Below are 14,948 nucleotides of genomic sequence, written 5' to 3'. Positions count from 1 at the left end.
GGCGGCCTACTTACGCGCTGCCGGTCTTGTGTGCGCCGCTTGCTTTCCTACCGTTTTACCCTCCTTGTGCTGCTGGGCCTGCTGCTGAGCGTGGCCGCCGAGCGGGTACCGGGCGGGCAGCTGGCGCTGGCGCCCCTGCTGGCGCTCACGGTGCCTTTGTGGCTGGCGCTCACGGCGCTGGTGGCGCTCGGGTGGGCGCTGCGGCGGCGCCGCATTGCGCTGCTGCCGCTGGCGGCGCTGCTGCTGGCGTGGCCGCAGGTGCAGCGCGGGCTACCGCTGCACTGGGCGGGGCTGCGCCAACTCGCCTCGGGCTATACCAGCGGCCCGCTAGCCCAGCCCGTGCCGCGCCGCAGCCTGCGCCTGCTGTCGGCCAACGTGCGCATTTTCAACGTGTATGCCCACCTGCGCAAGGCTGACCCCTCCGCCCCGGCCAAAGCCATCGCGTGGCTGGCAGCCAGCCCGGCCGACGTGCTGTGCCTCCAGGAGTTTTACCAGGAACCGGCCGGCACGCGCACCAGCGACGGCGACCTGTTTCGAGTGGCCGACAAGCTGGGCGCGGCCAGCGGCCGGCAGGCGTTCATCTCCAAAAGCCTGACGAATAGCGCGGGCGCGCAGTTTGGGCTAGCCATCTTCTCGCGGCTGCCCATCGTGGGCCGGGGCGAAATCGCGTTTGGCCGCCTCAGTCAAAACCACGCCATGTGGGTCGATGTGGTGGGTCCCGGCCCCCACGACACGGTGCGCATCTTCAACGCCCACCTCCAGAGCATGAGTATGGATGAGAACGACCTGGTGGCCGCCGGCTCTAGCAAGGCCGGCCTGCGCAGCAAGGGGCGCGGCCTGCTGGGGCGCTTCGCGCGCGGCGCGGCAGCCCGCGCCTGGCAGGCCGATACGCTGGTGGCGCGCCTTACCCATTCGCCTTACCCGGTGCTGCTGGCCGGCGACTGCAACGACCTGCCTTACTCCTATTCTTATAACCGCCTGGCTGGCCCCTCCAGAATGCCTGGGCTACTGTGGGCTTCGGACCGGGCAATACCTACCACGGCCGCCTGCCGCCGCTGCTGCGCATCGACCAGCAGTTTGCCGGCCCGCAGTGGCGGGTGCTGGCCTGCCGCGTGCACACCGAAATCCCGTATGCCGACCATTTTCCGGTCGAGGCCTTATACCAGCTGAAGTAGTGCCTGGCTCCGGCTGCGCGCTACTTCCGCGCGCTATGCTGAACTTTGCCGCACCTTCGCCGTTGCGTTAACTCCGATGCCTGCGCCGGGAGCAGTAGCCGCCGAAAACGGCGCACTGCTCATTGCCAACTGTTCACTTCTCCATGTCGCTCACGCTTTATAATACGCTCACCCGTAAAAAGGAAAATTTCGAGCCCGTAGCTCCGCCGCTGGTGGGCCTCTACCTGTGCGGCCCTACCGTGTATAACGACGCCCACCTGGGCAATGCGCGCGGCCCCATCGTGTTCGACGTGCTCACGCGCTACCTGCGCCACCTGGGCTACCAGGTGCGCTACGTGCGCAACATCACCGACGTGGGCCACCTCGAAAGCGACTCGGACGACGGCGAGGACAAAATGGCCAAGGCCGCCCGCGCCAAGCAGCTCGAACCCATGCAGGTAGCCCAGCACTACACCGTGCGCTACCGCCAGGCCATGAGCGCGCTCGGCTGCCTGCCGCCCGACATCGAGCCCCAGGCCAGTGGCCACATCACCGAGCAAATCGGCTTGATTGAAGAGATTATCGGCCGGGGTCTGGCCTACGAGGCCAACGGCTCGGTGTATTTTGACGTGCCCAAGTACAATGCCGAAGGGCTGGAATACGGCCGCCTCTCGGGCCGGGTGGTGGAAGAGCTGCTGGCCGGCACCCGCACCGAGCTGGCGGGCCAGGAGGAAAAGCGCTCGCCGGCCGATTTTGCGCTCTGGAAGAAGGCTAGCCCCAGCACATTATGCGCTGGCCGTCGCCTTGGGGCGAGGGCTTTCCGGGCTGGCACCTCGAATGCTCGGCCATGAGCCGCAAATACCTGGGCGCCACCTTCGACATTCACGGCGGGGGCCTGGACCTTATGTTTCCGCACCACGAGTGCGAGATTGCCCAGAACGAGGCATCGAGCACGCCCAGCACCGGCGCCCGCTTCTGGCTGCACAACAACATGCTGACCGTGAATGGCCAGAAGATGAGCAAGTCGCTCGGCAACTTCGTGACGCTCACCGAGATGTTTCAGGGCCAGAGTGCCGCGCTCTCCCAGGCGTATTCGCCCATGACGCTGCGCTTCTTCTTCCTGCAAGCGCAATATCGCTCGCCCATCGACCTGAGCGACGATGCCCTGCAAGCTGCCCGCAAAGGCTTCCGCAAGCTGATGAATGGCCTGCGCCTGCTGGATAGTGGCAAGCTGGAAATGCGGAATGAGGAGCTGGTAATCGAAACGGAAAAGCTGGCCGCCAATAGCCAGCAGCTACTTGCGCTCAGCCAGAAGCCGTTCGAGTTTTTGAATGACGACCTGAATACGCCCCGCGCCGTGGCCGCCGTGTTCGACCTGCTCAAGCGCTTCAACACCCTGGCCGCCAGCCCCGCCGCTCTGGCCGAGGTGAGCCCCGAGGCCGTAGCGGAGGCTAGCGCCGCCTACCGCGCCATTGTCAGCGACATTCTAGGCCTGCGCGATGAGCCCCGCGCCAGCGCCGAAGACTTGCTGACCCTGGCCCTGGGTTTTTATCAGGAAGCTAAATCGGAGAAGGCCTACGACAAGGTGGACCAGATTCGCACGGCCCTCAAAGGCCAGGGCATCGTGATTAAAGACACCAAAACGGGCGTGGAGTGGGCATATAGTGAAGAGTAAACCGCAGGTAGTTACTATTTTATCATGCTGACGAAGGAAGCATCTTCTCACGGCCACTTTCGTCATATCAACATAACTTAAAGGCGGCGCGGGCGTGAGAAGGTCCTTCGCAAGCTCAGGATGACAGCTGTATTTTATGCGTTTTCAACCCATTCGCTCTTCCCTGCTGGCAATAGCCGGCCTTGCTCTGCTCACCGCCTGCCCCGCCGAAAAGCCGGCCGAAACGGCTAGCCAGCCGGCGGCTACTAAAATGACCCCGGCGCCCGTCTTCAACGCCGACTCGGCCTACGCCTACACGGCTAAGCAAGTGGCTTTTGGCCCGCGCGTGCCCAACCGGCCGGCCCACGTGGCTTGCGGTAATTATTTGGTAGCCAAGTTGAAAAGCTTTGGCCTGAGCGTGCGCGAGCAGCCATTCCAGGCCATGACCTTTGATGGCACCCAGATTAGCGGCCGCAACATTGTGGCGCAGTACCAGCCCACGGCGGCGCGGCGCGTGGCCATCTTCGCGCACTGGGATACCCGTCCCTTTGCCGATGCCGACAAGACGCACAAAAATGCGCCGATGGATGGGGCTAGCGACGGCGCCAGCGCCGTGGCCACCGCCCTCGAAATAGCGCGCAGCCTCAGCCAGCGCGCCGATAGCCTGGCGCCCAACGTGGGCGTCGATATTATCTTGGTAGATGCCGAGGACTGGGGCTACGAAGCCGACACGCAGGCCGACAAAAAGAACCAGCTACCCGCCGGCTCCGACTCGTGGTGCCTGGGCTCGCAGTACTGGGCCAAGCACCTGCTGCCCGCCGGCTACAAGGCTGAATATGGCATCCTGTTCGACATGGTAGGCGCCAAAAACGGCCATTTTACCCGTGAGGCGAAGTCGTTGCAAAATGCCCGCTCGGTGGTGGATAAAATCTGGAATACGGCCGCTAAAATCGGGTATTCTGACTATTTCCTGTTTTCTGATACGGGCGAGATTCTCGACGACCACGTGTATACGGCCCAGGCCGGTGTGCCCACCGTTGATATCTACGACCACCCGGCATACGGCAGTGAAGCTTTTCCACCTTATCACCACACCACCTCCGACAACATGAGCATCATTGACCGCAAAACGATGAAAGCCGTGGGCCAGACCGTGTTGCAGGTGCTGTATAATGAATAAGGAGAGTAAAGTTATCCTAACTTGAAAGAACAGTACTGCTGCTAAGTGCTAGCGGTAGCCTTGGCCACCTGTTCAGCCTGCTTCACGTAGCGCTGAATGTGGGTGACCAGCGCCTCCAGCACATCGGTGAGGCGCAGCCGCAGCCAGGGATAAAGCGGGTTGGGCACGCGCACGGTGCCCGCATCGACCTGGCGGGCTAGCAGCAGCAGGCGCAGCAGCTCATCGAGCTGGCGGTTGAAGGCCTCGACCACCGTACCGGTGAGGCGGGTGCCGGTGGGCGCAAACTGCTTGGGGAGGCGCAAGAGATTGTCGCCCAGACCATTTTTTTGCTGGGCCGTAGTAGTAAAGTACCGGCCCAGCCAGCCGCTGCGCACCTGCGCGGGTGCCGTCGACCCCTTGGCCTGGGCTAGCCGCAGGCGCGCCTTGAGGCTGGGCAGGTAGTAGCCGCCCACGATGTTGAGGTGTTCGAGGCACTGCGCAGCGCTCCATTTGTCGTAGCCGGGGCGCCGATTGAGCTGCTCCGAGGTGAGGGGACGCAGGCGTTGGTGAGATAACACGCGCAGGGCCAGTACCTGATTGGTCAGCTGGTCAAAAAACTCAGTAGTATCGCGTGCGGAAGCACTCATAACGGAAGGATAGCAGGCAGAACAGAAGCTTTGAGTTGTAATATTACGGCCCAGGCTGAGAATCTATTTCGGGGCAGTCGGGACTTTCGTGCTTCATCTATGTACAAACACGTTTACTTTCTAACTCGTTTGCTTGTGGTGTGGGGACTGGTGCTTGGCTTGGCAACCAGCGCGGCGGCTCAGGCCGTGCCTAATCCCGGCGAAAAAATTGAGAGTTTGGTCACCTTTGGCCCGCAAGCGCCCACCACGAGCGGCGACGATGATTTTACCCAAACCTTTTTCTTCCTGGTGCCAGCGGCCGAGCGGCGGCCCATCTACATTCGGGTGTTTGACCCCGACTGCGGCGGGCAGCTCGATGCCAAGGTGGGGCAGTTCAATACCCGCACCGAGTTTAGCCTCTACGGCGGCCCCGGCACGCACTCGGCCAAGGGCGCTACCGACCCACGCCCGGCTAGCCCCGCCGGCCCGCCCAGCGGCCGCCTCATCAAGCAGCAAGTATTTGGCGATGAGCCTGCTTACGATGGCAAGTACTTCAATTTCGGCCCGCTCAACCCGCTGGAAGGCGAGCTGGTAGAGCAGTTTCAGGGCTACGTGTACAAGGTGGTGGTGCGCGGGCTGAGCGGCAACGACGGCAACCTTTATCGCTTTTTCCTCAGCAGCAGTCCCAACCTGAACGTGCCTATTCCGGGCGGCAACGCGTTTACCTACGAGTATTGCTTCCGGATTCCGGCCGCGCCCACGGGCCGGGCCGTTACGGTGCACCTCTACCCGTTTGCCAATGAGCACGTGGTAAGTATTAAGCAGAGCAATTTTGACATTGACAACTCGGCCAAGCTTACCATTTTCAGCGTTGCCAAGAATGGCCATTCGGCCCCGGTGAGCGGCGACGGCCAGTGGACGAGTAGCGTGCTACCCATCAATCCCAAGGAATACGGCTTGTCGCTGGATTTTCGCCTCGTAAGCAAAGCCACGACGTTCAACGACGTGGTGTTTTACGTCACCGACCAGTACGACACGGCGCTGCCCTTCTTTGCCGTGCCGCTAGGCGGTCCGCCGCGCTACAAGTACGACATCGACATGAAAGTGCACCGCTAAAAACCGGCTATCCTGGCGAGCGTAACGCAGAGAAGCGCGGCAATCTTTTTACTCACTGGGGGCTTGCTCCCAACGAGTAGAAAGATTGCCGCGCTTCTCTGCGTTACGCTTGCACTACTGCAGACCACTTACTGGGCCGGCTCATCGCGGCCGGCGTTGCGGCGCGGGGCGGTATCATCGGCATCTTTCGGCTGGTCGCCATCTGCGGGGCGAAAGTCCGGGCGGTTTTCCTGGCCGTAGTTCTGTGCTTTGTCCTGATAGGTGAAATTATCATATTCCGGGCCGCGGGCACCGGGGTTCTGGTCGTCGTAGGAGCCGCCCTTTGAGCCGTAGCCCTGGCTAGTGTTGCCTTCCTTAGAGCCGCTAGCCCCGAAGCCATTGCGCGAATCGCCGGTGCTGGGGTTGCCGGGCTGGGCCTCCTCACTGCGCTCGTGGCCGTAGCCATAGCCGGGGTTCTGGAGCGCATCGGGCGAGTTGACGGGCGCGGCCGCGCCCTGGCCAGCGGGGGCATTGCCGCCGGGCTGCTGGTCGTGGCTGCGGCCACCCTGGCTGCCTTGGTTGTCGTAGCCTCCCCGCGAAGAATGCTGGTCTTCCTGCTGATTGCGGCCTGCCAGGCCCGAGGCAACGTGGTTTTCGGTGGCGCCAGCCGGTAGGCCCACGCCCGAAGTGTGGCCGTAATCGGGCGCGTAGGCCGAGCCGGAGGTAGGCGCGCCGTTATCATTCTGGAAAGCCGCTACCTCGCCCGATTTATCAGGTAAATTGCGATTGTCCTGCGCGTTGCCCCGGCCATCGGTGGGCTGGCGGTCGGCCACGTTGTCGCCAAACGACCTGGTAGCCGGCGCGGGCGTGTCGCGCACGGCGTGGCCCTGCTCGTCGGGGCGGCGGTCCTGGCCATCGTAGGTGCGATAGGCGTTGTGCTGCGGACCGGGAGCAGAAGCCCCTTCGCCATAGTATTTCTCTTCCGTAGCCTCGGCGCCGGGGCGCTCGGCGGCGGTGTCGAACTCGCGGTACTGGTTGCCAAAGCCGCCGTGCGTGGCCCCCAGCGCACCCTGCTCGCCAAACTCGCCCCGGTTGGCATCGGCGCGCTGGTTGCTGGCGCGCTCGGCATCGCGGTAGCTGTTCTGCACGTCGTTGCCAAAGTTGCCGCCATACGCGTTGGGCTGCGTCGTAGTGGCGGGCGGGGCAGCCGTCAGGTCGGCGGGCTGAGCTTCGCGATTTTCCTGCTCCCCACCTTGCTCCACGGCACCTTTGCCAGCCTCTATCTCGCTGTCGAACAGCTCTTTGCTGGATGGTGGGGGAGTAACTGCCGGCTCGCCCGCCTGCATGGCTGGCGTGGCTGGCTGCAAAGCACTGTTGGCGTTAGTGTTCTGGGCATCGGCGCCCATCTTGGCAGTTTCGGTGGCCGGCTGGCTAGGGTGGTTGCCGGCTATTTCGTTGGGCTGGTCGTTGAGGCTAGGCATCGGAAAAAGGCTGAAGAAGATGACGGTGGGAAAAGCAGATTGTTTGCTTGCTATACGCCCCGGCGCGCCCGGCGTTCAGGTAAGCAGGAGCGGCGCAAAAAATAGCTGGCGGCCGGCTTTGGCAGCGCCGGGGCCGGGCTTACTTTTGGCAGCTTCATTCCCTTGCCTATCAAGCAACTTTTATGCAACGTCGTCAATTTCTTCAACACGGCACGCAGGCTGCGCTCGCCTCGGCCTTACTGCCGCTTGCCGCCTCGGCCGCCCCCGGCCCAGCGGCTGCCGCTGCCAACTCTGACCCGCGCGCGGCGGCCCCATTTGCCTTGGGCGAGCTCACCATTGCCGACTTGCAAGCGCAGCTAGCCAGCGGCAAGGCCACCAGCCGCAGCCTCTGCCAGCAATACATGGCTCGTATTGCCGAAATCGACAAGGCCGGCCCGCGGCTCAATTCGGTAATTGAGCTTAACCCCGACGCGCTGAGCATCGCCGATGGCCTCGATAAAGAGCGCAAAGCCGGCAGGCTGCGCGGCCCTATGCACGGCATTCCGGTGCTTATTAAGGACAACATCGACACCGGCGACCAGATGCAGACTACCGCCGGCGCGCTGGCCCTGGCCGGCCACAAAGCCGCTCAGGATTCGTTTGTGGCCCGGCAGTTGCGCGCCGCCGGCGCCGTCATCCTCGGCAAAACCAACCTGAGCGAGTGGGCAAATTTCCGCTCGACGCACTCGGCCAGCGGCTGGAGCAGCCGGGGCGGCCAAACGCATAATCCCTACGTCATCGACCGCACCCCTAGCGGCAGCAGCGCTGGCTCGGGCTCGGCCACCTCGGCTAGCCTGTGCGCCGTGGCGGTGGGCACCGAAACCAATGGTTCCATCGTGTCGCCCTCGTCGGTCAATGGGCTGGTGGGCCTCAAACCCACGGTGGGGTTGGTGAGCCGCACGGGCATTATTCCCATTTCGGCCACCCAGGATACGGCCGGCCCAATGGCCCGCTGCGTGCGCGATGCGGCCATTTTATTGGGCGCCCTGGCTGGCCCCGACCCGGCCGACGCCGTCACGGTTTCGGCTAATAATCCTAAAAAAGCGGCCGACTACACCCGCCTGCTGCGCCCCGACGCGCTAAAAGGTCAGAAGCTGGGCGTGGAAAAAGGCCACCTAACTAGCCAGACCATCGGCGGCGAGCTGCTGCGCAAAGCCGTGGCCGACCTCAAAGCCCAGGGCGCCACGGTGGTGGAGGTAGACGTGCGCACCGCGACCCAGCCCATCGGCGAAGCTGAGTTTGACGTGCTGCTCTACGAGTTTAAAGATGGCGTAAACAAGTACCTGGCCGGTACCAAGGCCCCCATGAAAACCCTGGCCGACGTCATCGCCTTCAATAAAGCCAACGCGGCCAAGGCCATGCCCTTCTTCCAGCAGGAAACCCTGGAGCTGGCCGAGAAAACCGACGGGCTAGCCAGCGACAAGTACAAAGCCGCCCTGCGCAAAGTGGTCGATACGAGCCGCGCCGCCCTCGATGCGGCCCTCAAAACCGACGGTGGGCTAGCCGGCATCGTGGCCATCACCACCGGCCCGGCCGCCTGCATCGACCTCATCAACGGCGAGTACAACACCGGTCCCGGCTACTCGGGCGCCGCCGCCATGGCCGGCTACCCGCACCTCACGCTGCCGATGGGCTACGCGCACGAACTGCCCATCGGCCTGTCGTTCGTGGGGGCTCCGTATAAGGAAGCCGAGCTGCTGGCGCTAGGCTATGCCTACGAGCAGGCCACCAAGCACCGCCGCGCGCCGGAGTTTAAGGCAGTGATTGGGTAGTGGTTCTATAAAACAGAACGTCATGCTGAGCCTGTCGAAGCATTTCTACCGCCCCGCTAGGGTACTAACCCCACAGCGCGATAGAGATGCTTCGACAGGCTCAGCATGACGTTCTGTTTACACAAAAAACCGATTAAAATATTTTTCCCGGGTTCAGAATACCATGCGGGTCAAACACCTGCTTAATGCCGCGCATAATGTTGAGGTTGGCTTCGGCCAGGGCAATGTGCATGAAAGGCTTTTGCACCAGCCCGATGCCGTGCTCGCCCGAGATGGTGCCCCCCAGCTTTACGCACAGCTCGAATATCTCCGAGATGGGCTGGCGCAAACCCACGTTCCACTGCTCGTCGCTAAGCTCGCCGCGAATGATGTTGACGTGCAGGTTGCCGTCGCCGGCGTGGCCGTAGCACACGCTCTTGAAGCCGTAGCGAGCGCCGATTTCCTTCACGCCTTTCAGCAGCGTGGGCAGCTCGGCGCGGGGCACCACGGTATCCTCTTCCTTATACACGGAGTTGTAGCGCACCGAATTGCCGATGTTGCGCCGGATTTTCCAGAGGTCATCCTTCTGGCCGGCGGTGTCGGCTAGCAGGATTTCACCCACGTCGTACTTCTCCAGCACGCCGTACACCTGCTCGGCTTCCTTGTATAATTCGTCTAAATCCTGGCCATCGAGCTCGATGAGCAGGTGGGCCGTGATATCCTCGGGCAAAGTGAGCGGGATTTTGAGGTAATCCGACGACCAGGCAATGGCCTCGCGCTCCATAAATTCCATCCCCGACGGGATAATGCCCGCCCGGAATACCGCCGCCACCGCCTCGGCCGCCTGCGCCTCCTGCCGGAAGGGCACCAGCATCAGAATATTGTGCTGCGGGTAGGGGAGGAGCCGAAATACTGCCTTGGTAATAATACCCAGCGTGCCCTCCGAGCCCACCATGAGCTGGGTGAGGTTGTAGCCGGTGGCGTACTTGAGGGTATTGGCGCCGGTCCAGATAATTTCGCCGGTCGGCAGCACCACTTGCAGGTTCAGCACGTAGTCGCGGGTAGTGCCGTATTTCACAGCCTTGGGGCCGCCGCTGCTCTGGCTCAGGTTGCCGCCCAAAAAGCACGAACCCTTGCTGGCCGGGTCGGGCGGGTAAAACAGGCCCACTTCTTTCACCGCGTTCTGAAACGCCTCGGTCACCACGCCCGGCTCCACGGTAGCCTGCAGGTTGCGCTCGTCGAGGCTAAGAATCTTGTCGAAGCGCTCCATGCTGAGTACTACCCCGTTATGCACGGGCAGTGCGCCGCCGCTAAGGCCGGTGCCGGCGCCGCGGGCCGTCACGGGCACGCGGTGCTCGTGGCAGAGCTTCATAATGGCGCTCACCTCTTCGGGCGTGCCAGGACGCAGCACTACATCGGGTGCAAAGTGAAAGTCTTCGGTGTGGTCGCGGCCGTAGGCTTCGTACTGCTGGGCATCGGCGGTGGCGGCCGTGAGCACGTGGGCCGGGCTCACTATCTGCTCAAAAGCGGATACTAGCGCGGGAGTAAGAGCGTTGAAGGGCATAAATGAAAAGAGCGGCTAGAGGTCGCCGGGCTATATTTGCCAGTAATGCAGCGTGAAAAAACGAAGGTACGGCCGATAACGAAAGCACACCCTATGCTGCGCCGTCCGGCCGTTCCCCGGGCCTGGCGGGCTTATTATGGCGTGGTAATCGTGGGGTTGCTGCTAGCCAGCAGCTGCCAGCGTAAGCTCAACCAGCTCAATGGCCGCTATTATTCGGCCCGCGACATGGCCCGCCTCAAGCACGGCCAGCGGGTGGTGGCCCGCCCTAGCGGCACCAAAACCAAGGTGAAAACCGCCGTGCCCACCAGCAGCGGCAGCGTAGCCACTACCAAAACCGTAGTGAAGCGCCCTTTCCGCCCCGGCAATGCTACCGGCGTGCTGGCTAGCGTTATCGAAAACGCCCGCTCGTATCAAGGCACGCCCTACCTTTTTGGCGGCACTACGCGCATGGGCATGGACTGCTCAGCGCTGCTCCAGCTTTCTTTTGCCGACGCGGGGGTTACTATTCCGCGCTCCTCGAATGAGCAAGCGGCCTGGGGCGACCCCATCAAGCCAACCGAATTGCGACCTGGTGATTTTTTATTTTTCGGGGCCTCACCCGGCTCGCAGGTTATCACGCACGTAGGCATGGTGACGGTGGTGGATGACGAAGGCGTGGAGTTTATTCACGCATCTACCTCGCTGGGAGTCATTGAGAACAGCTTCGAGGCGGATTATTACCTCAGCCGTTTCATCCGGGCGGTGCGGCCACGGTTATAAGCTTAGGTGAAGCTGAAAAATGAATTAATGGTGAAAAAACATCGCTAAAGTTAAGATTTTTAACATTAGGGTAAAGTGAAGAATCTTGGTACAGCAAGTACCTTTGCGGTACCCACCTGCCGCGCTTTTTTCCCACTTTTTCTCCCCTATATGAAATTTAGTTATCTACGACAAGCATTGGTGCTGGTACTGCTGCTGCTCACGGCGCAGTTGGGCTGGAGCCAAGGGGCAACTACCGCCGCCATGAGCGGCACCATCACCGATAGCAAAGGGCAGGCGTTGCCAGGCGCCACGGTGATTGCTGTGCATACCCCTACCAACACGCAGTACGTAGCCCCGACCAACGCCGACGGTCGCTTCAACATGCAAAACATGCGCGTGGGTGGGCCCTACACCGTGAAAGTCACGTTCGTAGGTTACCAAGATTTTAACCGCACGGGCATCAACCTGACGCTGGCCGAAAACTTCCGCCTCGACGCCAAGCTCGGCGATGCCTCGACGCAGCTGACGGAAGTGACCGTCACCGGCCGCCAGAACCCGGTTATCAATGCCGACCGCACGGGCGCGGCTACCACCATTCAGCGCCAGGTAATCGAGCAGTTGCCCACTATCAACCGCTCGTTTGCCGACTATACGCGCCTCACGCCCCAGGCCAACGGCCAGGGCGGTTTTGGTAGCCGCAACAGCCTTTATAACAACATCACTATCGACGGGGCGTTATTTAACAACTCCTTCGGCTTGTCGGGCACCATCGGCGGCCAGGCTAACGCGCAGCCCATCTCGCTCGACGCTATCGACCAGATTCAGGTGAGTATCGCGCCCTACGACGTGCGCCAGGGCTCTTTTACGGGGGCCGGCATTAACGCCGTAACCCGCTCGGGCACCAACAAAGTATCGGCTTCGGTTTACGGCTTCTATCGTAATCAGAACTACGTAGGCAAGCACATTGGCAGCGTAGATAACACGATTGCCAACTTCAACCTGAAGAACTTTGGCTTTCGGGTTGGTGGCCCTATCATCAAGGACAAGCTGTTCTTCTTCCTCAATGCCGAGCGCGAATTGCGTACCGACCCGCCCACGGGCAACTACTCGGCCTTTACCGGCACCAGCGGCCCAACGGTATCGCAGGCCTCGGACGCGGACCTGAGCACGCTCAGCAACTTCCTGACAACGAAATATGGCTACAACCCTGGTCCTTACCAAGGCTACACGCTGGCCTCGAACAGCGATAAGCTCACGGCTAAGCTGGACTGGAACATCAGCCAGAACCACCGCTTCAACATCAAGTACAACTACCTGAAGTCGTACCGCGACGTACCCCCTAGCGGCTCGGGCTCCATCAGCAACCGCTCGCAGACGCTGTTCGGTTTGCCTTATTACGGTGCTTACTACCGTATCAACAACAACATCAACTCGTTTATTGCCGAGTTGAACAGCACGTTCGGGGCCAAGTTTGCCAACAACATGACGGCGGGCTTCCTGGCCAACCGCGACTACCGCGAGAGTGGTGGCGGCGGCGCTATTCCGCTATTCCCGCTGGTGGATATCGGCAACTCGACTGCCCTGAGTGCCCCCGGCACCCGCGTAACGGCCGCGCAAACACTGACCTCGTTTGGCTACGAGCCGTTCTCGGCCTTCAACATCCTCAATACGAATACGTACCAGTTTGGCGACAACTTCACCGCCTTCCTGGGCAAGCACAACGTGACGGTGGGTACGTACAATGAGTTGTACAAGTATACTAACGGCTTTGCTCCTCAGTACTACGGTGCGTTCGTGTATAACTCGCTGCAAGACTTCTACGCTTCGGCTGCAACTACTGACGCACCCTACGGCTACAACTACGCGAATGGCGCCCTGACGCCCCGCACCTCTGCCGATGGCCTGCGCTCGGCCCAGCGCTACCAGCTGCGCTACTCGGCCCTGCCCGATGGCTCGTTCCCGTACGCTACCACCAACGCGGCCCAGATTGGGGTATATATCCAAGATGAGTGGTCGCCGGCCAGCAACTTCAAGCTGACTTACGGTATCCGCGGCGACCTGCCCATCATTTACTCCAGCATTCAGCAGAATTACCCGGTAAGCGGCGGCACTGACCCGGCTTCTGGCATTGTCTATCCCGGCCTGAAGAACTTCCGCGATGGTATCCAGATTAACACCAGCCAACTGCCGCGCCGCACGGTGCTCTTCTCGCCCCGCGTGGGCTTTAACTGGGACGTGAACGATGACCGCAAAACGCAGTTGCGCGGTGGTACGGGTATCTTTACCGGCCGCGTGCCCTACGTCTGGATTTCAAACCAGGCCAGCAACAACGGGGTGCAGTTTGGCTCGATTGACTTCCAGGGTGCGGCTGCTGCCGGCTACGCCTTCAGCCCCAATGTTGACCAGTACCGCTCGCAGTTGACCGCCGGGGGTGCCAACACCTCGTACAACCTCGCCGTAACGGCCCGCGACTTCAAGTTCCCGCAGGTGTGGCGCTCAAACCTGGCCTTCGACCACGAAATCGGTGGCGGCATTGTGGCGACGGTAGAGGCCTTGTATACCAAGGACCTGAACGCCGTATACTTCCAGAATATTGACCTGCCTAATTCGACCAACCGGGCCGTAGGGGCCGATAACCGGCCGATTTTCTACACGCCGAGCGCTACCGGCACCGGCCTGAATGCGTCGCCCTACAACCGTATCTACGGTCAGACTCCGGATGGTAAGGCAATTACGCCCACGGTCGGTAATCCGGCCATTACCGACGCTATCCTGCTCAATAATACCAGCGCCGGCTACTCGTATAGCGTTACGGGCCAGTTGCAGAAAAGCTTCAGCAATGGCCTCTATGCCATGGCGGCCTATACCTACTCCGACGCCCGCTCGGTAAACGATGGGGGCTCAATTGCCCAGTCGAGCTGGGCCGGCCGCCCCGTAGCCGGCGACCCCAACTCCCAAGAGCTTGGCTACTCGGCCTACCTGGTGTCGCACCGGGTAATTGGCTCGCTCTCTTACCGCTTCAACTACCTGGGTCACTTGGGCACCACCGTCTCGCTCTTCTATACGGGTGCTCCTGGCGGTCGCTACTCCTATACCTACAGTGGCGACATGAATGGCGACGGGGTAAGCGGCAACGACTTAATGTACATTCCGCGTACTGCCAGCGAAGTAGCATTGGTAGACCGCACCACAACTTTTAGCGGTAGCACCGATAAGTTTGTGTACACGGCCGCTCAGCAGGCAATCGACCTGGAAAATTTCATTAACTCCGACTCGTACCTGCGTGCCCACCGCGGCCAGTATGCCGAGCGCAACGGGGCTGTGCAGCCCTGGCAGCACCAGGTAGACTTCCGTCTGTTGCAGGATATCTTTACCAACGTTGGGGAAAACCGCAACGCGCTGCAGTTCAGCCTGGATATCTTCAACGTAGGCAACCTGATTAACCGGAACTGGGGTTCGTATCAGTTCCCGTACAACAGCTCGCCGCTTGCCTTTGCTGGCTATAACTCGCAAGGCCAGCCGACGTTCTACTTGCAGACTGTGGCCGGCGCCACCCGCACGGTAAATGGTACTACCACCACTATTACGCCTCCGCAGGTGCTCACCACGCCGTTCCGCACCGACGTAACGACGCTGGCCTCGCGCTGGCAGATGCAGATTGGCCTGCGCTACCTGTTCAACTAA

At 61.5% G+C, this 14,948-nt stretch carries 11 protein-coding genes; 8 read left to right on the top strand and 3 right to left on the bottom strand.

What is annotated here, in order from left to right; translation table 11 throughout:
* The first annotated feature begins 39 nt into the window (after positions 1–39).
* The 4 genes from GKZ68_RS12230 to GKZ68_RS12220 all read left to right on the top strand — a co-directional run bounded on the left by GKZ68_RS12230 (position 40) and on the right by GKZ68_RS12220 (position 3,988).
* Complete coding sequence (locus tag GKZ68_RS12230; RefSeq protein ID WP_173115116.1) at positions 40–1,170, top strand: endonuclease/exonuclease/phosphatase family protein; 1,131 nt, start codon at positions 40–42, stop codon at positions 1,168–1,170.
* Between the two features lie 148 nt (positions 1,171–1,318).
* Positions 1,319–2,005, top strand: a complete 687-nt coding sequence (locus tag GKZ68_RS22705) for a hypothetical protein (RefSeq protein ID WP_367949160.1) — start codon at positions 1,319–1,321, stop codon at positions 2,003–2,005.
* Positions 1,942–2,829 carry a DALR domain-containing protein gene (locus GKZ68_RS22700; RefSeq protein ID WP_367949159.1) on the top strand — a complete coding sequence of 296 codons (888 nt, stop codon included), beginning with the start codon at positions 1,942–1,944 and terminating at the stop codon, positions 2,827–2,829. Before GKZ68_RS22705 ends, GKZ68_RS22700 begins: the two co-directional genes overlap by 64 nt.
* A 136-nt stretch (positions 2,830–2,965) precedes the next feature.
* Positions 2,966–3,988 (top strand): M28 family peptidase, encoded by a 1,023-nt coding sequence (locus tag GKZ68_RS12220; RefSeq protein WP_173115113.1) that lies wholly within the window; start codon positions 2,966–2,968, stop codon positions 3,986–3,988.
* Between the two features lie 41 nt (positions 3,989–4,029).
* On the opposite strand, the gene GKZ68_RS12215 is transcribed toward GKZ68_RS12220, so the two are convergent.
* The gene (locus tag GKZ68_RS12215; RefSeq protein ID WP_173115110.1) at positions 4,030–4,614 is read right to left on the bottom strand and encodes a DinB family protein; all 585 of its coding nucleotides are present in this window, start codon (positions 4,612–4,614) and stop codon (positions 4,030–4,032) included.
* A 99-nt stretch (positions 4,615–4,713) separates the two neighbouring features.
* On the opposite strand from GKZ68_RS12215, the gene GKZ68_RS12210 reads away from it, so the two are divergent.
* Entirely contained in the window at positions 4,714–5,709 is a 996-nt protein-coding gene (locus GKZ68_RS12210; RefSeq protein WP_173115107.1) for a hypothetical protein, read from the top strand.
* A gap of 128 nt (positions 5,710–5,837) precedes the next feature.
* On the opposite strand, the gene GKZ68_RS12205 is transcribed toward GKZ68_RS12210, so the two are convergent.
* Entirely contained in the window at positions 5,838–7,169 is a 1,332-nt protein-coding gene (locus GKZ68_RS12205) for a hypothetical protein (RefSeq protein WP_173115104.1), read from the bottom strand.
* Between the two features lie 182 nt (positions 7,170–7,351).
* On the opposite strand from GKZ68_RS12205, the gene GKZ68_RS12200 reads away from it, so the two are divergent.
* Positions 7,352–8,980, top strand: a complete 1,629-nt coding sequence (locus GKZ68_RS12200; RefSeq protein ID WP_173115101.1) for an amidase — start codon at positions 7,352–7,354, stop codon at positions 8,978–8,980.
* A gap of 133 nt (positions 8,981–9,113) precedes the next feature.
* On the opposite strand, the gene GKZ68_RS12195 is transcribed toward GKZ68_RS12200, so the two are convergent.
* Complete coding sequence (locus tag GKZ68_RS12195; protein ID WP_173115098.1) at positions 9,114–10,523, bottom strand: FAD-binding oxidoreductase; 1,410 nt, start codon at positions 10,521–10,523, stop codon at positions 9,114–9,116.
* A gap of 93 nt (positions 10,524–10,616) precedes the next feature.
* On the opposite strand from GKZ68_RS12195, the gene GKZ68_RS12190 reads away from it, so the two are divergent.
* Together GKZ68_RS12190 and GKZ68_RS12185 are read left to right on the top strand one after the other, a co-directional pair.
* Positions 10,617–11,282 (top strand): C40 family peptidase, encoded by a 666-nt coding sequence (locus GKZ68_RS12190; protein WP_254243978.1) that lies wholly within the window; start codon positions 10,617–10,619, stop codon positions 11,280–11,282.
* A 150-nt stretch (positions 11,283–11,432) separates the two neighbouring features.
* Complete coding sequence (locus tag GKZ68_RS12185; protein WP_173115095.1) at positions 11,433–14,948, top strand: TonB-dependent receptor; 3,516 nt, start codon at positions 11,433–11,435, stop codon at positions 14,946–14,948.

This window comes from Hymenobacter sp. BRD128 (genome assembly GCF_013256625.1).
Lineage (GTDB): Bacteria > Bacteroidota > Bacteroidia > Cytophagales > Hymenobacteraceae > Hymenobacter.
Note: the sequence above shows the minus strand (reverse complement) of the source record. Positions and strands in the feature narration are given on the sequence as shown.